This window comes from Modestobacter italicus, assembly GCF_019799965.1.
GTDB classification, from domain to species: Bacteria; Actinomycetota; Actinomycetes; order Mycobacteriales; family Geodermatophilaceae; genus Modestobacter; species Modestobacter italicus_A.
In genome coordinates, this window is record NZ_JABGCJ010000002.1 from 237,871 (window position 1) to 256,996 (window position 19,126).

17 protein-coding genes and 2 tRNA genes are annotated in these 19,126 nt (G+C 72.5%); 14 read left to right on the plus strand and 5 right to left on the minus strand.

From position 1 onward, the window contains the following. Window positions 1-147: 147 nt before the first annotated feature. The 3 genes from HLA93_RS05190 to HLA93_RS05200 all read left to right on the plus strand — a co-directional run bounded on the left by HLA93_RS05190 (window position 148) and on the right by HLA93_RS05200 (window position 4,012). On the plus strand, window positions 148-1,866 hold the full coding sequence (locus HLA93_RS05190; RefSeq protein ID WP_222193223.1) for a hypothetical protein: 1,719 nt from the start codon (window positions 148-150) through the stop codon (window positions 1,864-1,866). 108 nt (window positions 1,867-1,974) lie between these two features. Beyond that, window positions 1,975-2,991 carry a sigma-70 family RNA polymerase sigma factor gene (locus HLA93_RS05195; RefSeq protein WP_222193224.1) on the plus strand — a complete coding sequence of 339 codons (1,017 nt, stop codon included), beginning with the start codon at window positions 1,975-1,977 and terminating at the stop codon, window positions 2,989-2,991. Window positions 2,992-3,016: 25 nt separating this feature from the next. Continuing rightward, window positions 3,017-4,012 carry a phosphotransferase family protein gene (locus tag HLA93_RS05200; RefSeq protein ID WP_222193225.1) on the plus strand — a complete coding sequence of 332 codons (996 nt, stop codon included), beginning with the start codon at window positions 3,017-3,019 and terminating at the stop codon, window positions 4,010-4,012. 26 nt (window positions 4,013-4,038) lie between these two features. Here the strand turns inward: HLA93_RS05200 and HLA93_RS05205 are convergent. Continuing rightward, window positions 4,039-4,109: transfer RNA gene (locus tag HLA93_RS05205), tRNA-Gly, on the minus strand. A gap of 75 nt (window positions 4,110-4,184) precedes the next feature. On the opposite strand from HLA93_RS05205, the gene HLA93_RS05210 reads away from it, so the two are divergent. From HLA93_RS05210 to clpX, 5 genes are all read left to right on the plus strand, one after another. Beyond that, window positions 4,185-4,258 (plus strand) — tRNA-Pro (locus HLA93_RS05210). Between the two features lie 95 nt (window positions 4,259-4,353). Next, the gene (gene tig / locus HLA93_RS05215; protein WP_222193226.1) at window positions 4,354-5,796 is read left to right on the plus strand and encodes a trigger factor; all 1,443 of its coding nucleotides are present in this window, start codon (window positions 4,354-4,356) and stop codon (window positions 5,794-5,796) included. A gap of 307 nt (window positions 5,797-6,103) precedes the next feature. Further along, entirely contained in the window at window positions 6,104-6,754 is a 651-nt protein-coding gene (locus HLA93_RS05220; protein WP_439957950.1) for an ATP-dependent Clp protease proteolytic subunit, read from the plus strand. Window positions 6,755-6,756: 2 nt separating this feature from the next. Beyond that, entirely contained in the window at window positions 6,757-7,395 is a 639-nt protein-coding gene (locus tag HLA93_RS05225) for an ATP-dependent Clp protease proteolytic subunit (protein WP_222193227.1), read from the plus strand. A 359-nt stretch (window positions 7,396-7,754) separates the two neighbouring features. After that, window positions 7,755-9,029, plus strand: a complete 1,275-nt coding sequence (gene clpX / locus HLA93_RS05230) for an ATP-dependent Clp protease ATP-binding subunit ClpX (RefSeq protein ID WP_222193228.1) — start codon at window positions 7,755-7,757, stop codon at window positions 9,027-9,029. 97 nt (window positions 9,030-9,126) lie between these two features. On the opposite strand, the gene HLA93_RS21965 is transcribed toward clpX, so the two are convergent. Further along, window positions 9,127-10,044 (minus strand): DUF559 domain-containing protein, encoded by a 918-nt coding sequence (locus tag HLA93_RS21965; RefSeq protein ID WP_222193229.1) that lies wholly within the window; start codon window positions 10,042-10,044, stop codon window positions 9,127-9,129. Window positions 10,045-10,199: 155 nt separating this feature from the next. Continuing rightward, a complete protein-coding gene (valS, locus tag HLA93_RS05240; RefSeq protein ID WP_222193230.1) occupies window positions 10,200-12,785 on the minus strand; it encodes a valine--tRNA ligase in 2,586 nt (861 codons plus the stop codon). A 19-nt stretch (window positions 12,786-12,804) separates the two neighbouring features. Here valS and HLA93_RS05245 point away from each other — a divergent pair, with 19 nt between their 5' ends. The 3 genes from HLA93_RS05245 (at window position 12,805) to HLA93_RS05255 (ending at window position 14,995) form a co-directional block, all read left to right on the plus strand. Beyond that, window positions 12,805-14,202, plus strand: coding sequence for a bifunctional folylpolyglutamate synthase/dihydrofolate synthase (locus tag HLA93_RS05245; RefSeq protein WP_222193231.1), 1,398 nt, complete (start codon window positions 12,805-12,807; stop codon window positions 14,200-14,202). Then, complete coding sequence (locus HLA93_RS05250) at window positions 14,199-14,585, plus strand: DUF4233 domain-containing protein (protein WP_222193232.1); 387 nt, start codon at window positions 14,199-14,201, stop codon at window positions 14,583-14,585. The genes HLA93_RS05245 and HLA93_RS05250 overlap by 4 nt, the downstream gene beginning before the upstream one ends. A gap of 134 nt (window positions 14,586-14,719) precedes the next feature. Beyond that, a complete protein-coding gene (locus tag HLA93_RS05255; RefSeq protein WP_222193233.1) occupies window positions 14,720-14,995 on the plus strand; it encodes a hypothetical protein in 276 nt (91 codons plus the stop codon). Between the two features lie 26 nt (window positions 14,996-15,021). On the opposite strand, the gene HLA93_RS05260 is transcribed toward HLA93_RS05255, so the two are convergent. Both HLA93_RS05260 and HLA93_RS05265 read right to left on the minus strand, forming a co-directional pair. Continuing rightward, the gene (locus tag HLA93_RS05260) at window positions 15,022-15,558 is read right to left on the minus strand and encodes a Clp protease N-terminal domain-containing protein (protein ID WP_222193234.1); all 537 of its coding nucleotides are present in this window, start codon (window positions 15,556-15,558) and stop codon (window positions 15,022-15,024) included. Between the two features lies 1 nt (window position 15,559). Further along, on the minus strand, window positions 15,560-15,781 hold the full coding sequence (locus HLA93_RS05265) for a helix-turn-helix domain-containing protein (RefSeq protein WP_222193235.1): 222 nt from the start codon (window positions 15,779-15,781) through the stop codon (window positions 15,560-15,562). A 72-nt stretch (window positions 15,782-15,853) separates the two neighbouring features. On the opposite strand from HLA93_RS05265, the gene ndk reads away from it, so the two are divergent. From ndk to HLA93_RS05280, 3 genes are all read left to right on the plus strand, one after another. Next, complete coding sequence (gene ndk, locus HLA93_RS05270; protein WP_222193236.1) at window positions 15,854-16,276, plus strand: nucleoside-diphosphate kinase; 423 nt, start codon at window positions 15,854-15,856, stop codon at window positions 16,274-16,276. A 94-nt stretch (window positions 16,277-16,370) separates the two neighbouring features. Then, complete coding sequence (locus HLA93_RS05275) at window positions 16,371-18,296, plus strand: TIGR03960 family B12-binding radical SAM protein (protein ID WP_222193237.1); 1,926 nt, start codon at window positions 16,371-16,373, stop codon at window positions 18,294-18,296. Further along, the gene (locus HLA93_RS05280) at window positions 18,297-19,064 is read left to right on the plus strand and encodes a TIGR03936 family radical SAM-associated protein (RefSeq protein ID WP_222193238.1); all 768 of its coding nucleotides are present in this window, start codon (window positions 18,297-18,299) and stop codon (window positions 19,062-19,064) included. Window positions 19,065-19,126: the final 62 nt, after the last annotated feature.

Consider the following 19,126-nt stretch of genomic DNA (forward strand, 5'->3'; position numbering starts at 1 on the left):
GATCCCGGCCGCCCGATCCGCAGTCCAGCACCGTCACCCCCTGGGCCCGGCGTGGGGCTCTAGGCTCGGGGGACTGTCGACCGCATTCGTGCCCGCCCGCAGTCGGGGACCCCGGTTCCCCGGTGCCGCGGCCACAGGAAGAAGGCCATGCGCCCCGCCGCCGCCGTCCCGTCCGCCGCCCTGGCCCTGGTCCTGCTGGCCGGGTGCACCAGCGAGGACCGCTCCGACGAGCCCGCGGGCCAGGCGTCGGACGACGCACCGGCGGCGGTCACGGTGGCACCGGACGCCGAGCGCACGCTGGTCGCCGACGAGGACCCGGTGGCCGCCGCCGTCTCCACCAGCCGGGCGCTCTTCCGCAGCTCCCCGGTGGCAGTGGTCACCGAGGCCGGGGAGACCGGCGACGAGCTGCTCGGCGCCGTCTCCGCCGTGGGCCTCGGCGTGCCGATGCTGCTGGGTGGCGGGGAGGGCGACGACCAGCTGGGTGCCGAGCTCGACCGGCTCGGGGTGGAGACCGTGCTCGCCGTGGGAGAGGGGGCCGGCGGCCTGCTGCCCGACGACGTCGACGTCGACGTCGTGACGGTGCCCGCCGACCCGGGCGCGGTGGAGCAGGCGACCGGCCTGGACCTCGACGACGGGCGAGGTGTGCCGGAGGCCGACCGCGCGGCCGCCGTGGCCGAGCTGGCGCCCGACTCGCTGCCGGCCCTGCGGGCGGAGCCGGCCGCCGCCGACCCGGCCTCCCCGTCCGGCTCGCCATCGGCCTCCCCGTCGGGCTCCGCGGCTGCCTCCTCGTCGGCGGCAGAGCCCGACGGCGAGCTGCCCGGCCTGGGCCGACCTGAACCGCTGACCGACGTGCTCGTGCTGGCCAGCGGGGACCCGCGGTCGGTGGCCGGGGTCGCCACGGCCCGGGCAGCCGGCGCCGAGGTGCTGCTGACCGGCGCGGTCGCCGACCCCCGCGGCTCCGCCGAGGTCGTCGAGCGGCTGGCCGAGGAGCCGACCGTGGTCGTGCTCGGGGCCGACCTGGCCGGCGCCGAGGGGATCGACTGGAAGCTGGACACCGCGGCCTCGGGCGCCCAGCTGCCCGGCGGTGGCCAGCTGCTCTTCCCGCAGCACACGCTGATCGCCCTGTACGGCATCCCCGGCAGCGGGGCGCTGGGCCTGCTCGGCGAGCAGGACCTGCCCGGCGCGATCACCCGGGCCCAGCAGTACGCCGGCGAGTACCAGCCGCTGGTCGACACCACCGTCGTCCCGACCTTCGAGATCATCGCCACCGTCGCGTCCTCCAGCGCCGGGCCGGACGGCAACTACTCGGCGGAGCAGGACGTCGAGACGCTGCGACCGTGGGTCGAGGGTGCCGGTGCCGCCGGGATGTACGTGGTGCTCGACCTGCAGCCCGGCCGCACCGACTTCCTCACCCAGGCGAAGCAGTACCAGCCGCTGCTGGAGCTGCCCTACGTCGGCCTGGCGCTGGACCCGGAGTGGCGGCTGGGCCCGAACGGGGTGCACCTGGTCCAGATCGGCCAGGTGGGCATCGACGAGGTCAACCAGGTCGTCACCTGGCTGGCCGACCTCACCCGGGCGAACGCCCTGCCGCAGAAGCTGCTGGTGCTGCACCAGTTCCAGGTGCGGATGATCACCGACCGGGAGCGGCTGGACACCTCCCGCGATGAGCTGGCGATCCTGGTGCACGTCGACGGGCAGGGCTCGCAGCCGGCCAAGCAGGACACCTGGGAGGTGCTCCACCGGAACGCCCCGGCGCCGCTGTACTGGGGCTGGAAGAACTTCATCGACGAGGACGTCCCGATGCTCACCCCGCAGCAGACGATCGAGCAGGTGCACCCGACGCCGGAACTGGTCACCTACCAGTAGCCGGACTCCTTGGTTCTGTCGGACCCCTCCGGCAGGATCGCTCCCGACGTCGGAGGGCGCCTCGACCGAGGCGACGGGCAGGGCGGCGGACGAGGCGGGAGCCACGTGATGACCGGTGTGATGACCGAACGGCCCGGGGCAGGCAGCGCCGCCGACCTGGAGCCACGGCTGGCCGAGCACCGCCGGGAGCTGACCGGCTACTGCTACCGGATGCTGGGCTCCTCCTTCGACGCCGAGGACGCCGTCCAGGAGACGATGATCCGTGCCTGGCGCTCCCTCGACCGACTGCAGGGCGCCGGTGCGCTGCGCTCGTGGCTGTACCGCATCGCCACCAACGTCTGCCTGGACGCCCTGGACGGTCGCAAGCGCCGGGCCCTGCCGGTCGACCTGTCCGGTGGTGAGCCCAGCGCGCCGGTGGTCGAGTCGTTGGCCGGGGTGCTGCCCGACGGGGCCTGGGTCGAGCCCGCGCTGGACCGCGCGGTGCTGCCGGTGGGCAGCGACCCGGCCGACCTGGCCGTGCAGAAGGAGTCGGTGCGGCTGGCCTTCATCGCCGCGCTGCAGCTGCTCCCGCCCCGGCAACGTGCGGTGCTGGTCCTGCGTGACGTGCTCCGCTGGAAGGCCGACGAGGTGGCGACGCTGCTCGAGACGTCCGTCCCGGCGGCCAACAGCGCGCTGCAGCGGGCCCGGGCCACGCTCGCCGCGCACCAGGGCACCGGCGCCGCCCCTGCCCGGGACGTCGCGGCGACCGACACCGACCTGCTCGACCGCTACCTGGACGCCTTCGGCCGCTACGACATCGAGGCGCTGGTGGCGCTGCTGCACGAGGACGCGGTGATGGACATGCCGCCCTACGCCATGTGGCTGCGCGGCTCGGCCGACATCGCCACCTGGTTCACCGGCCCCGGGCACGGCTGCCGGGGCTCGCACGTGGTCCCGCTGGAGCTCAACGGCAACCCGGGCTTCGCCCAGTGGCGGCCCAGCGGGCCGGGCGGGTCGTTCGAGCCGTGGGCGGTGCACGCCGTGGAGTTCCGCGGCGGCCTGGTCGTACGGATGACGGCGTTCCTCGGCCCCCGGCTGTTCGAGCTGTTCGGCCTGCCGAGGAACCCGGCACCGGCCGGGCGGTGAGTCCGGTCTGCCGTCCCCGACGGCGGTGAAGCGACCGCTCTCGCCGGTCGAGACCGCCGACGTCGTCCGCGAGGCGCTCGGGCCGGAGGCGGTCGTCCGGGGTGCGCGGGAGCTGACCGAGGGCACGTTCAACTCGGCGTACGCGCTCACCCTGGCCGACGGTCGTGAGCTGGTCCTCAAGGTCGCGCCCCCGCCGGGGACGCCGCTGCTCACCTACGAGCGGCACCTGCTGAGCACCGAGGCCGACTGCCTGCGGGCCTTCGCCGAACGCACCTCCGCCCCGTTGCCCGAACTGGTCGCTGCCGGTGTCAGCGCGCAGGGGCGCGAGTACCTGCTCACCTCCCTGCTGCCCGGCGCGTCCTGGTCGTCGCAGGCGGAGCGGATCGACGGCCGGCAGCGCGCCACGCTGCGCCGACAGGTCGGCCGGCACGTCGCCGCCATGCACTCGGTGACCGGCGACGGGCCCTTCGGGTACCCCGGCCGCGCAGAGCTGAGCGCGCCGACCTGGACCGGCGCCTACCAGCAGGTCGTCGACGCGCTGCTGGCCGACGCCGCGCGGTACGCCGTCGACCTGCCGAGACCGGCGGCGGAGATCGGGGAGCGGCTGCACGCGGCAGCCGATGCCTCGTTGGGTGCGGTGACCACGCCGGTGCTCGTCCACTTCGACCTCTGGGACGGCAACGTCTTCGTCGACCTGGACCGCCCCCAACCGGTCGTCACCGGGCTCATCGACCACGAGCGCGCGCTGTGGGCCGATCCGGCCGCCGACTTCGTCTCCCTGGCCCTGCTCGGCGACATTGCCGGGGACCGCGACTTCCTGGCCGGCTACGCCGACGGCGGTGGTCCGGTCGTGCTCGACGAGGCGACGCGTCACCGGCTGCACCTGTACCGGGCGCACCTGGCGCTGGTCATGGTGGTGGAGGCGGTGCCCCGGGGGACGGCGGTGGCCGGGAACGCCGCGTGGAACGCCCGCGTCGCCGATTGGCTGGTGCGCGAGCTGGACGCACTGGCCCGTCGCTGAGCAGGCCGGCGGCGTCGGGCGGTGAGAGCGGGTGACCGGGATCGAACCGGCATGGCCAGCTTGGAAGGCTGGGGCTCTACCATTGAGCTACACCCGCATGCTTACCGCGCCAGCCTATCCCGTGCCCTCGCGGCGGCGTCCGCAGGCCGTCGGCCTAGACTCGCCCTGGCCACGGGGTGTAGCGCAGCTTGGTAGCGCACCTGCTTTGGGAGCAGGGGGCCGCAGGTTCAAATCCTGTCACCCCGACACTGCCGCGAGGTCTGGAAGACTCGCGGGCACGAGCGGCCGCCGTCCCCACGGAGGCCGCGTCCAACCCCGTCGCACCTGAGGAGCACGCCGCTGTGAAGAGCACCATCGAGAACCTGGGCCCGACCCGGGTCCGGCTCGCGATCGAGGTGCCGTGGAGCGACCTGGACCACGCCTTCGGTGAGGTCTACAAGGAGCTCGGCCGCCAGGTGCGCGTTCCCGGCTTCCGCCCCGGCAAGGTCCCCAACCGCGTGCTCGACCAGCGGATCGGCCGCCCGGTCGTGCTGGAGCAGGTCGTCCAGCACGCCGTCCCGGAGGTCTACTCCGAGGCGATCCGGGAGAACCAGGTCCGCGTGATCAGCCAGCCCGACGTCGAGGTCACCCGCCTCGACGACGGCGAGGCCCTCGCCTTCACCGCCGAGGTCGACGTCGCCCCGGCCCTCGAGCTGCCCCCGCTGGACTCTCTCGCGGTGACCGTCGACGACGTCGAGGTCACCGACGAGGAGATCGACCAGCAGATCTCCGTGATGCGCGAGCGGTTCGCCACCCTCGCGGGCGTCGACCGGGCCGCCGAGGACGGCGACTACGTCTCCATCGACCTGGCCGCCACGCTGGACGGCGAGGTCCTCGAGGACGGCAGCACCACCGGCATGTCCTACGAGGTCGGCGCCGGCAACCTGATGAACGGGCTGGACGAGGCCCTCCGCGGGCTGTCCGCCGACGAGAGCGCCACCTTCTCGACCGAGCTGCTCGCCGGCGACCAGGCCGGTCAGATGGCCGAGGTGACCGTCACGGTCCGCTCGGTCAAGGCCAAGGAGCTGCCGGAGCTGGACGACGAGTTCGCCTCGATCGCCAGCGAGTTCGACACCCTCGCCGAGCTGCGCGAGGACGTCCGCACCCGGCTGTCCCGCACCAAGGTCCTGCAGCAGGGCGCGCAGGCCCGCGACAAGCTGGTCGAGCACCTGCTCGAGGTGATCGAGGTGCCGGTGCCGGAGAAGCTGGTCGAGCAGGAGCTCGCCTGGCGCACCCAGGCCATGGAGCGCGAGCTGCAGCAGGCCGGCATGGACTGGGACGCCTACTTCTCCGCCGCCGACGTCGACGGCCGCGAGGCCTACGACGCCGAGATGCGGGAGAACGTCGAGAAGGCGGTCAAGACCCAGTTCGTGCTCGACTCGATCGCCGACGCCCGCGAGGTCACCGTCGACAACGAGGACCTGTCGGCGCAGATCATGGCGCAGGCCCAGCGCAACCGGGTGAGCCCGGAGCAGTACGCCCAGCAGCTGCAGCAGGGCAACAACATCGCCGAGTTCGTCGCCGACGTGCGCCGCACGAAGGCGCTGGCCCAGCTGCTGGAGCAGACGACGATCACCGACGAGTCGGGCAACGTCGTCGACCTGGAGGCGCTGCGCCCGCGCACCGTCGCCGCCGACTCGGCCGAGGCCGAGGAAGACGACGTCGAGGAGACCGACGCAGCCGAGGTCGTCGAGGCCGACGCCGTCGAGGAGACCGACACCGAGACGGCGGCCGACAAGGCCTGACCCACCCCGGCACACCGCGCCGCCCGCACCCACCTGGTGCGGGCGGCGCTGTCGTTCCCGGGCCCGTGGGCCACCCGCGACCAGGGCTGCGCCCAGGGCGAACACCGGCCCGGACCGGGAGGAACCGGTCGGGGGTCCGCGTTAGGGTCGACATGACACTCAGGCGATCACTGTGGGGCGATCGCCTGGGGCCGCACCGACGACCGGCACCGAGCAGGCGTCCGCGGCGTCACCGGTCGCCCCGACCACCGGCCAACCCGTTCCACGAGACCGACTGCACTGCAGTCCTACGGAGGTCACCGCACCCGTGAGCAACCCAGACCTGATCACGCCGAGCGCGCCGCTGATGCGCGCCGGTGGGTCGATGATGAACCTGAACGACTCCGTCTACGAGCGTCTGCTGCGTGAGCGGATCATCTTCCTCGGCACCCAGGTCGACGACGTGATCGCCAACCAGCTCGCCGCCCAGATGCTGCTGCTCTCGGCGGAGGACCCCAGCCGGGACATCCACCTCTACATCAACTCGCCCGGTGGCTCGGTGACCGCCGGCATGGCGATCTTCGACACGATGCAGTTCATCGACTGCGACGTCGCCACCTACGCGATGGGCCTGGCCGCCTCCATGGGCCAGTTCCTGCTGACGGCCGGGACCAAGGGCAAGCGCTACTCACTGCCGCACACCCGGATCCTGATGCACCAGCCCTCGGCCGGCGTCGGCGGCACCGCCTCGGACATCGCCATCCAGGCCGAGCTCTTCCGCAGCACCAAGAAGCAGCTCAACGAGCTGCAGGCCCAGTTCACCGGGCAGACGGTCGAGCAGATCGAGAAGGACTCCGACCGCGACCGCTGGTTCACCGCGCAGGAGGCCCTCGAGTACGGCTTCGTCGACCACGTGGTGACCCGCGCCGACACCATGACCCAGACCGACAACCCGGTCACCGACGGACCGGAGAAGTGACCATGGCTGACTTCCAGATGCCGCAGAGCCGGTACATCCTCCCCTCCTTCGTCGAGCGCACCAGCTACGGCATGAAGGAGTCCAACCCGTACAACAAGCTCTTCGAGGAGCGCATCATCTTCCTCGGGGTGCAGGTCGACGACGCCTCGGCCAACGACGTGATGGCCCAGCTCATCACGCTGGAGTCCAACGACCCCGACCGCGACATCACCATGTACATCAACTCACCCGGTGGCTCGTTCACCGCGCTGACGGCGATCTACGACACGATGATGTTCGTCCGGCCCGACATCCAGACCGTGTGCATGGGCCAGGCCGCGTCCGCTGCCGCCGTCCTGCTCGCGGCCGGCACCAAGGGCAAGCGCCTGGCGCTGCCCTACTCCCGGGTCCTCATCCACCAGCCCTCCGGCGAGGCCGGCGGTCAGGTGACCGACCTGGAGATCCACGCGAACGAGATCGAGCGCGTGCGCACCCAGATGGAGTACATCCTGGCCCGGCACACCGGCCAGACCCAGGAGCAGGTCCGCAAGGACATCGACCGCGACAAGATCCTCACGGCCGAGCAGGCCAAGGACTACGGGATCGTCGACCAGGTGGTCACCAGCCGCAAGCTCAACGCGCTGCCCGACCTGGCCGGCTGAGTGGTCCCCGGCCCTCCTCGGGCCGGGGTGCACCACGGGAGGCAGGGCCCGGTACGGGTCGAGGGCGCGCGTGTCGCGCCCCCGGCCCGTACCGTTCTCCCAACCCGTCCAGGCGGCCCGCGCCAGCGTCTCCGCCGGGTCACGGGGGAGTGCCGAGACGGGTGTTGCGGGCCGGGCGACCCGGGTGAGTTCCTGCCCCAGAAGGTCGGACCAGCCGGGTAGGTTCGGCGAACACCCGATCCCCGGTCAGCACCGCAGGGACGACGGACGCCACGCATCGACGGCGTCGACGAGGGCACACGAACGCACATACCGGGGACGGCGACACGGTCGTCCCACTCGAGGTGGAGGTCAGCCAGGTGGCACGTATCGGTGAGAGCGGCGACCTGCTCAAGTGCTCCTTCTGCGGGAAGAGCCAGAAGCAGGTCAAGAAGCTCATCGCTGGCCCCGGGGTCTACATCTGCGATGAGTGCATCGACCTCTGCAACGAGATCATCGAGGAGGAGCTCTCGGAGTCGTCGGACCTGAAGTTCGACGAGCTGCCCAAGCCCAAGGAGATCCACGACTTCCTCGAGCAGTACGTCATCGGCCAGGACCAGGCCAAGCGCACGCTCGCCGTCGCCGTCTACAACCACTACAAGCGGGTGCAGGCCGGTGGTGACCGCGCCACCCGCGACGAGGGCGTGGAGCTCGCCAAGTCCAACATCCTGCTGATGGGGCCGACCGGCTGCGGCAAGACGCACCTGGCGCAGACCCTGGCGCGGATGCTGAACGTCCCCTTCGCCATCGCCGACGCCACGGCGCTGACCGAGGCCGGCTACGTCGGTGAGGACGTCGAGAACATCCTCCTCAAGCTCATCCAGGCGGCCGACTACGACGTCAAGCGGGCCGAGACCGGGATCATCTACATCGACGAGGTCGACAAGATCGCCCGCAAGAGCGAGAACCCGTCGATCACCCGGGACGTCTCCGGTGAGGGCGTGCAGCAGGCGCTGCTGAAGATCCTCGAGGGGACGACGGCGTCGGTGCCGCCGCAGGGTGGGCGCAAGCACCCGCACCAGGAGTTCATCCAGATCGACACCACCAACGTGCTGTTCATCGTGGGTGGCGCCTTCGCCGGGCTGGACCAGGTCATCGAGGCCCGCACCGGCAAGCAGGGCATCGGCTTCGGTGCCGAGGTGCGCGGCAAGGCCGAGATCGAGCAGGCCAACGCCTTCGCCCAGGTCATGCCCGAGGACCTGATGAAGTTCGGGATGATCCCCGAGTTCATCGGCCGCCTGCCGGTCATCACCAGCGTGCAGAAGCTGGACCGTGAGGCCCTGATCAACATCCTCACCGAGCCGAAGAACGCCCTGGTGCGTCAGTACCGCCGGCTGTTCGAGCTCGACGGGGTGGAGCTGGAGTTCACCGACGACGCCCTCGAGGCGATCGCCGACCAGGCCATCCTGCGCGGCACCGGTGCCCGTGGCCTCCGGGCGATCATGGAGGAGGTGCTCCAGTCGGTGATGTACGACGTGCCCAGCCGCGAGGACGTCGGCACCGTGGTGATCACCAAGGACGTCGTGCTGGAGCACGTCAACCCCACGATCGTGCCCCGCAAGCCCGCCCGCGCCCCCCGCGAGAAGAGCGCCTGACCGCCCTGGTCCACCCCATCGCCCGTCCCGGCCCCGCCGGGGCGGGCGATGTACGTATGTGGCGGGTTCTTGCTCGGGAACCCGCCACAGAGGCACATCACCGGGGGGCCACCAGCGCTCGCCGCGCGGCGCAGACCGCGATGACCTCCGCGCGGCAACCGGCCGGGTCCGTCCTCAGCCGGCGGTAGCTGAACCGCAGGACCACCCACCCGAGAGCTGCCAGTGCGACGTCCCGGCGGGTGTCCCGCTCTCGTGCCTCGGCGCTGCCGTGGAAGGCGGCCCCGTCCAGCTCGATGGCGATCTTCAGCTCCGGCACCGCGGCGTCGAGGTGGACCGTCGCGAACGGCAGGACGACAGGGTGCTGCTGCACGACCCGCGGCATGCCCGGTCCGCGGAGCACCTCTCGGACGCCCCAGATCTCCAGCTCACTCTGGCAGCCGTTCTCGACGAGCCTGATCAGCTCGCTCAGCCCACCGCGCCCGGGGAGCGCCGGGTGACCGACCATCTCAGCACGCAGCTGAGCCGGTCGGACCCGCCGTTCGCGCAGAGCCGCGATCACTGCACCGCGGGACACCTCGACCAGCCGGGCGGCGCCCGCAGTCCCGTGCGCCATGCCCCAGGCGTCGACCAGGGAGCGAGGGAGGTCGGTGACCGGATACGGTCCGAGGCGGTCGGTGGTCAGCTCGCGAACGCGGTGCACGACCAGACCGGGCCGCCTCGGTGCCCGTCGGCGGGCCGGGATCGAGACGTGCACCGGGTCCGTCTCCGGGCTCAGCCGCCAGACGGTCAGTGCAGAGGTGTGGGTCAGCGTGCCTCCAGTGGCCAGCACCGCGGCGAGAGCTCGGGTCCGCCATCGGTCGAGGCTGTGGGGCAGGGCGACGACCCCGGGATGAGGCCGCAGCAGCCGACCTGCCCGCACCCACTCGCCGACGGTGTGCCGGTCCACGTGCTGGCTCAACGCCGCAACGCGGGCGACCCCATCGGGTCCAAGCAGGGCGTGCAGGTCATGGGCCACCGGCCCACGATGCGGTCACAGCCTCCGGGTGGACCAGGCGGACGGCGACCTGTCGACATCGGGCGGGGCTGTGCACCAGCGCACCGATGTGCTCCTGGGGCGGGTTCTCAGCCGAGAACCCGCCCCAGACGCACATCGCCAACTCTGTGAGGCGGTCAGGCCTCGGGGGTCTCGGCGAGGACGACGTCCACCCGCAGCGGGCCTTCCTCGGCGACCACGGTCAGCTCGGCGATCCGGCCGGCGTCCACCAGGTCGCCGCGAGCGGCCTCGACGGCCGCCGACCGCGCGGCCGGCGCGGTCACCGTCGTGCTGGCGACGTCGGTGCGCATCGAGGTCTTCGCGTCGGACTTCGCCTTGCGGACGAGCGACAGGACCTCGGCCGCGGCGGTCACCACCGCCGGGTCGCCACCGGTCGGCAGCTCGCTCGCGGTCGGCCACAGCGCGCGGTGCACCGAGCCGGCCTGCCACCAGGACCAGACCTCCTCGGTGACGAAGGGCAGCACCGGGGCGAGCAGTCGCAGCTGCACCGACAGGGCCAGCGCCAGGGTGGCCTGGGCGGAGGCGGCGGCGTCCCCGGTGCCGTAGGCCCGGGTCTTCACCAGCTCCACGTAGTCGTCGCAGAACGACCAGAAGAACGACTCGGTGACCTCCAGGGCCCGGGTGTAGTTGTAGGCCTCCATGGCCGCGGTCGCCTCGTCGACGACGGTGGCCAGCGATGCCAGCAGCCCGCGGTCGATCGGCTCGGTGACCGCCTCGGCCGTCAGGTCGGGTGAAGCGCCCAGCCCCAGCACGAACTTGCCGATGTTGAGGACCTTCATGGCCAGCCGGCGGCCGACCTTCATCTGCGCCTCGTCGAACGGGCTGTCCGCACCCGGCCGGGCGCCGGCGGCGCGCCAGCGCACCGCGTCGGTGCCGTAGCGCTCCAGCACGTCGATCGGGGTGGTCGCGTTGCCCTTGGACTTCGACATCTTCTTGCGGTCGGGGTCGACCACGAAGCCGGAGATGGTGGCGTGCGTGAACGGCACCGTGCCGTGCTCGAAGTGCGCCCGGACGACGGTGGAGAACAGCCAGGTGCGGATGATGTCGTGCGCCTGCGGCCGCTGGTCCATCGGGAAGACGTGCGCGAACAGCTCCGGGTCGGTCTCCCAGCCGGAGGCGACCTGCGGGGACAGCGAGGACGTCGCCCAGGTGTCCATGACGTCGGGGTCGGCCATGAACCCGCCGGGCACGCCGCGCTGGTCGGCGGTGAAGCCCTCCGGGACGTCGGACGACGGGTCGACCGGCAGCGCCGACTCCGGCGCGGTGATCGGGTTCGCGTAGTCCGGCTCGCCGTCGGAGTCGAGCCGGTACCAGACCGGGAACGGGACGCCGAAGAACCGCTGGCGGCTGATCAGCCAGTCGCCGTTGAGGCCCTCGACCCAGTTCTCGTAGCGGTGCCGCATGTGCTCGGGCACCCACTGGATCTCCCGGCCCCGCTGCAGCAGCGCCTCGCGCAGGTCGGCGTCCCGGCCGCCGTTGCGGATGTACCACTGCCGGGTGGTGACGATCTCCAGCGGGCGCTCGCCCTTCTCGAAGAACTTCACCGGGTGGGTGATCGGCTTGGGGTCACCGACCAGGTCGCCGGACTCGCGCAGCAGCTCGACGATCCGCTGCTGCGCGCTGAAGGAGGTCTTGCCGGCCAGCTCGCCGTAGACGTCGGCGGGTACGCCGGCCGGCGGGTCGGCGATGAACCGGCCGTCCCAGCCGATGACCGCGCGGGTGGGCAGCTGCAGCTCGCGCCACCAGGTGACGTCGTTGAGGTCGCCGAAGGTGCAGATCATCGCGATGCCGGAGCCCTTGTCGGGCTCGGCCAGCCGGTGGGCGACCACGGGCACCTCGACGCCGAACAGCGGCGTGGTGACGGTCTTGCCGAACAGCGGCTGGTACCGCTCGTCGTCCGGGTGGGCGACCAGGGCGACGCAGGCGGGCAGCAGCTCGGGGCGGGTGGTCTCGATGAACACCGGGCCCTCCGGCCCGGCGAAGCCGATCCGGTGGTAGGCGCCGGGGCGCTCCCGGTCCTCCAGTTCGGCCTGGGCGACGGCGGTGCGGAAGGTGACGTCCCAGAGGGTCGGCGCCTCCTGGGCGTAGGCCTCGCCGCGGGCCAGGTTGTGCAGGAACATCTTCTGCGCGGTGGCCCGCGAGGACTCCGAGATCGTCCGGTAGACGTTGGTCCAGTCGACGGACAGGCCGACCCGGCGCCACAGCTCCTCGAACGCGGCCTCGTCGACGGCGGTCAGCCGCTCGCACAGCTCGACGAAGTTGCGCCGGGAGATCGGCAGCTGGTCCTTGCCCGGCTTCTCCGGGGGCTGGAAGTCCTCGTCGTAGGGGAGCGAGGGGTCGCAGCGCACGCCGTAGTAGTTCTGCACCCGGCGCTCGGTCGGCAGGCCGTTGTCGTCCCAGCCCATCGGGTAGAAGACGTGCTTGCCGCGCATCCGCTGGTAGCGGGCGACGATGTCGGTGTGGGTGTAGCTGAACACGTGGCCCACGTGCAGCGAGCCGCTCGCGGTGGGCGGCGGGGTGTCGATCGCGTAGGTCTGCGCGCGGGGGGCGGCCAGCGCGGCGTCCCGGTCGAAGGCGTACGTGTCGCCCTCGGCCCAGCGGGCCACCCACTTCTCCTCCAGCCCGTCGATCGAGGGCTTCTCGGGTACGCCGCCGGTGCTCCCCGGGGGAGTGCTGTCCAGGGATCGGGTGTCGGCAACCATGACTGGCATCCTAAGAGCGATGAGCACCTCCCTTCCCCGTGACCTGGCCCGGGTCGAGCAGGCGCTCCTGGCGCGCTGGCCCGAGAGCCGGCTCGAGCCGTCCCTCACCCGCATCTCCGCCCTGGTCGACCTGCTCGGTTCGCCGCACCGGGCGATGCCGGTCGTCCAGGTCACCGGCACGAACGGCAAGACGACGACCGCGCGCATGATCGACGAGCTGCTGCGCGGCTTCGGTCTGCGGGTCGGCCGGTTCACCAGCCCGCACCTGGAGTCGATCCGCGAGCGGATCGTGCTCGACGGTGAGCCGCTGCCCGCCGAGCGCTTCGTCGAGGTCTTCGACGACATCGCGCCCTACGTGCAGATGGTCGACGCGGGCAGCGACGTCCCGATGTCGTTCTTCGAGGTGATGGTGGCGATGGCCTACGCCGCCTTCGCCGAGGCGCCGGTCGACGTCGCGGTCATCGAGGTCGGCATGGGCGGCACCTGGGACGCCACCAACGTCGCCGACGCCCGGGTCGCCGTGGTCACCCCGGTCTCGCTGGACCACGCCGAGTACCTCGGCCCCGACGTCGCCACGATCGCCACCGAGAAGGCCGGGATCATCAAGCCGACCTCCGGGGACGGGGTGCTGCCCGACGGGCGCCCGGACGGCGGTGTCGTCGCGGTGCTCGCCCACCAGCCGGCCGGTGCACTGGAGGCGCTGGTGCGCCGGGCGATCGAGGTCGACGCCACGGTGGCTCGCGAGGGCACCGAGTTCGGCGTGCTGGAGCGCCGGGTCGCCGTCGGCGGACAGCAGGTGCGGCTGCAGGGCCTGGGCGGGGAGTACGACGAGGTCTACCTGCCGCTGTTCGGCGCCCACCAGGCGCAGAACGCGGCGGTCGCGCTGGCCGCCGTCGAAGCGTTCCTCGGCGCCGGCGCGGCCACCGGCGTGGTGGCCCAGGACGTCGTCCGGGAGTCCTTCGCCGCCGTCCGGTCGCCCGGTCGGCTCGAGCGGGTGCGCAGCTCCCCGGCCGTGCTGGTGGACGCCGCGCACAACCCGGCCGGCATGCGGGCCACGGTCGAGGCGGTCCGGGAGTCCTTCGACTTCACCCGGCTGGTCGGGGTGGTGGGGTGCGTGCAGGGCAAGGACGTCAGCGGCATGCTGGCCGAGCTCGAGCCGCTGTGCGCCGAGCTGGTCGTCACCCAGAACAGCTCGCCGCGGGCCATCCCGGCCGACGAGCTGGGGGCGCTGGCCGTCGACGTCTTCGGCGCTGACCGGGTGAGCGTGCACCCGCTGCTCACCGAGGCCATCGAGTCGGCGATCGAGCTGGCCGAGGCCGGCCCGGACGACGCCCTCGGCGGGTCCGGCGTGCTGGTCACCGGGAGCGTGATCACGGCGGGGGAGGCCCGCGCACTCCTGGGCGGGAAGTCGCGGTGACCGCTCCCGACCCGGTGCGCGCCGGGAGGGCGCTGGGCGGCGCGGCGGCGGCGATCCTGCTGCTGGAGGGGATCGCCGTCCTGTTCGTGCCGCGGGGCATCGCGCAGAGCGGCGACGGGCTGACCGGCTTCCGGCTGGTCTACCTGATCGTGCTGGCGGTGCTGCTGATCCTGGCCAGCGGGGTGCAGCGCCGGCCGCAGGGTCTGCTCATCGGCAGCGTGCTGCAGGTCCCCTTGCTGCTGACCGGGCTGTTCAGCTCGGCCATGTGGCTCGTGGGTGGCGTCTTCGTGCTGATCTGGCTGTACCTGCTGCAGGTGCGCAAGGACCTGCTGGGCTCGCCCCTCGGCCCGCCGCCGACGGCACCTCCGCCTGTCGCTGAGTGACGGCGGCCCCGTCGGCTCATCCGATCGGGGGGTGCGCGCTGCGCCCGGGTGCACCGGCGGGCGAGGCTTGCCGAACTCCCCAGCAGTGACGCACGGACGCGTCACCGGGGGAGCCGAGGGACAGGAGGACGGCGATGGGTGACCACAGCCGCTGCTGCGCCGGACACCACGACCGCAAGCCGGAGAAGCGTCCCGGGCAGCCGGCCGACCCGGCGATCCCGCTGGCCGGGCCGATCAGCACGACGATCGTCTCCTACGCCGCGCGGGTCCGGCACCGGGTGGGCGAGGACGCCGTGGACCGGCACGCCCGTGAGCTGCACGCCCGGGCCAGCTACGACTGCTGGAACGGGCTCAGCGAGAAGGACCAGGAGCTCTGGCGGCACATGGCCCGCCTCGACCTGACCCGCTGAGGCGCCGACCGCCTCGTGTGCGGCCCTCAGGCGGCCGACGCGTCCCCGAGCTGACCGCGCAGCCGGTCGGCGTCGGTGCCCAGCTGCTGGAGGACGCGCACGACCACCGGGTCGCCGACCGTCAGCAGCCCGGCGAGCACCGCACCGGTGTCGATGACCCGGGCGCGCCGGCGCAGCCTCGACCGGAGCACGTGCCGCAGCGCCTCCTCCAGGGCGCGCTTGCTGCCGTCGGCGAACGGGATGTGTCCGGCCGGCTCCCGGCCGCCGCGCTCCAGGGCGCCCGCGCCGAAGGCGGACTCCGCGGCTGCGCGCACCTGGTCCAGGTCGATGCCGACGGCGGCCAGTGCGTCGGCGTCCAGCGCACCGTTCGAGCGGGCCAGGGCCGACTCGACGGATCCGAGGTCGACGCCGTTCGCCCGCAGCACCTGGCCCCCTCGACCGGGGTCGGCGGTCAGGGCCAGCAGGAGGTGCACCGGCTCGATCCGCTCGGCGTACTGCCAGCGAGCCTGCACCTGGGCCATGACGACCACCTGACGGGCCTCTCGGGTGAAGCGTTCGAACACGTCAGCGGTCCCTTCGCGAGGTGGCGTGCTTCTTGTGGACGGCCTGTCTGCTGACGCCGAGGGCGTCGGCGATCTGCTGCCACGACCAGCCGCGCGCCCGGGCGTTGCCGACCTGCAGCACCTCCAGCCGGTCGGCGAGGTCGCGCAGGGCGCGGATGGCGCGCAGCCCGGTGTCCGGGTCGTCGGCCGCGGCGGCGGTGGTGACGTCGGTGGGAGAGGCCATGTCGTCAACGTAAGTTGACGCATCGGGTCTGTCAACCGAGGTTGACGTCGACGGTCCCGTACGCTCCCGGCCGTGTCTGCACCCACTGCTGAGCGTTCGCTGGTCCTGGTCAAGCCCGACGGCGTCGCCCGAGGCCTCGTCGGTCAGGTCGTCGCCCGCCTGGAGGCCAAGGGCCTGCGCCTGGTCGCCGCCGAGCTGCGCACCCTGACCACCGAGGTCGCCGAAGAGCACTACGCCGAGCACCGCGAGCGCCCGTTCTTCGGCTCGCTGGTCGAGTTCATCACCAGCGCCCCGCTGCTCGCGCTGGTCGTCGAGGGCCCGCGGGCCATCGAGGCCTTCCGCGCGCTGGCCGGCGCCACGGACCCGGTGAAGGCCGCTCCCGGCACGATCCGCGGCGACTTCGCCCTCGAGGTGCAGTCCAACATCGTGCACGGCTCGGACTCGCCCGAGTCCGCCGCGCGCGAGATCGCGCTCTTCTTCCCCCAGCTGGGCTGACGCCCCGGCGGTCACGCCCGACACCCCCGGGCGGCCATGTTCGCGAACATGGCCGCCCGGGGGACGTGGCCCGGGCGGCTACCCTGGGCGGGTCATGACTGTCGAGTCCCTGTACCCCCGTCTCGAGCCGCTGCTCGCCCAGGTGGCGAAGCCGATCCAGTACGTCGGTGGCGAGCTCAACGCCCAGATCAAGCCGTGGGACGACGTCGCCGTCCACTGGGCGCTGATGTACCCCGACGCCTACGAGGTCGGCCTGCCCAACCAGGGCCTCATGATCCTGTACGAGGTGCTCAACGAGCGCCCGGACGCCCTGGCCGAGCGCACCTACGCCGTCTGGCCCGACCTCGCCGGGCTGATGCGCGAGCACGGCGTCGGCCAGTTCACCGTCGACGCCCACCGCCCGGTGCGCGACTTCGACCTGCTCGGCGTCAGCTTCGCCACCGAGCTGGGCTACACGAACCTGCTCGAGGCCCTCGACCTTGCCGGGGTCCCGCTGCACGCGGTCGACCGCGACGAGAGCCACCCCGTCGTCGTCGCCGGCGGGCACGCCGCCTTCAACCCCGAGCCGGTCAGCGACTTCGTCGACTGCGCGGTGCTCGGCGACGGCGAGCAGGTCGTCGGCGACATCACCGACGTCGTCGCCGCCTGGAAGGAGCAGGGCCGTCCCGGCGGGCGCGTGGAGCTGCTGGCCCGCCTCGCCCGGGTCGAGGGCGTCTACGTCCCCCGCTTCTACGCGGTCACCTACGGCGCCGACGGCACGATCGCCGAGGTCCTCCGCACCCGGGACGACGTCCCGCCGCGGGTGGGCAAGCGCACCGTGATGGACCTCGACGAGTGGCCCTACCCCAAGCAGCCGCTGGTCCCGCTGGCCGAGAGCGTGCACGAGCGGATGAGCGTGGAGATCTTCCGCGGCTGCACCCGGGGCTGCCGGTTCTGCCAGGCCGGCATGATCACCCGCCCGGTGCGCGAGCGGACCATCACCGGGATCGGCTCGATGGTCGACGCCGGCCTCAAGGCCACCGGCTACGAGGAGGTGGGCCTGCTCTCGCTGAGCAGTGCCGACCACTCCGAGATCGGGCAGCTGGCCAAGGAGCTCGCCGACCGGTACGAGGGCACCAACACCGGGCTCTCGCTGCCGAGCACCCGGGTCGACGCCTTCAACGTGACCCTCGCCAACGAGCTCTCCCGCAACGGCCGCCGCTCCGGGCTGACCTTCGCCCCCGAGGGCGGCAGCGAGCGGATCCGCCGGGTGATCAACAAGACCGTGTCCAAGGAGGACCTGGTCCGCACGGTCACCACCGCCTACGCCAACGGCTGGCGCCAGGTGAAGCTCTACTTCATGTGCGGTCTGCCCACCGAGACCGACGAGGACGTGCTCGAGATCGCCGAGCTGGCGGTCGAGGTCATCCGCGCCGGCCGGGAGGCCAGCGGCAGCAAGGACATCCGCTGCACCGTCTCCATCGGGGGCTTCGTGCCCAAGCCGCACACCCCGTTCCAGTGGGCCGCCCAGGCCAGCGCGGAGACGATCGACCACCGGCTCAAGGTGCTGCGCGAGGCGATCAACGCCGACCGCCGGATCGGCCGCTCGATCGGGCTGCGCTACCACGACGGCAAGCCCGGCGTGATCGAGGGTCTGCTCTCCCGCGGTGACCGCCGGGTGGGCCGGGTCATCGAGCGGGTGTGGCGCGACGGCGGGCACTTCGACGGCTGGAGCGAGCACTTCTCCTACCAGCGCTGGACGACGGCCGCGGCCGAGGAGCTCGCCCCCTTCGGTGTCGACCTGGACTGGTACACCACCCGGGAGCGCACCGAGCACGAGATCCTGCCCTGGGACCACCTGGACTCCGGGCTGGACAAGGAGTGGCTCTGGGACGACTGGCAGGACGCCATCTCGGAGGACGAGGTCGGCGACTGCCGCTGGACCGGCTGCTACGACTGCGGGGTCTGCCCGACGATGGGCACCGAGATCCAGATCGGCCCCACCGGTCGCAGCCTCCTGCCGCTCACCGTGGTGCGCTGAGTGGCCCGCCAGCCCGACGGGCCCCCACCGCCGCCCACCGTCCAGAAGCTCCGGCTGCGCTACACCAAGCGCGGCCCGCTGCGGTTCGCCTCGCACCGCGACCTCGCCCGGGCGCTGGAGCGGGCGCTGCGCCGCGCCCAGGTCCCGATGGCGTTCTCCGCCGGGTTCAGCCCACACCCGAAGATCTCCTACATGGGGGCGGCGCCGACCGGCGCGGCCTCCGAGGCGGAGTACTTCGAGATCGGCCTCTCGGAGCGGCGGGACCCGGAGCAGGTGCGGGTGGCCCTGGACGCCTCGCTGCCGCCGGGCATCGACGTCCTGGAGTGCGTCGAGGCGGGGGAGGGGGCCGGCTCGCTGGCCGACCGGCTGGACGCCACCCGCTGGCGGATCGACCTGCCGGGGGTCGACGCCGACGAGCTGGCCCGGGCCGTGCAGGCCCTGCTGGCGGCCGAGACCGTGCCGGTCACCAAGCGCACCAAGAACGGCACGAAGGACGTCGACGCACGGGCCGCCGTGGTCAGCGCAGCCGTGGCCGTGGAGGCAGGTTGTGCCATACTGCACGTGGTCGTACGTCAGCTCACGCCGACAGTGCGACCGGACGACGTGATGGCCGCTCTGGCTGCCGTCGCCGACCTGCGCCCGCCGTTGCCCGCCAGGGCCGTGCGTGAGGCGCAGGGCCGGCTCGACGACAGCGGTGACGTCGCCGATCCGCTCGGGCCTGACCGCGATGCCAGCTCCCGCTGCCAGGGGGAGCCGGCGCAGGTCTGATCCAGCGGAGCCGGATGCCGGGCGCTCGTCGCCTGCGACACGTCTGCCAGCCGTGGCGCACC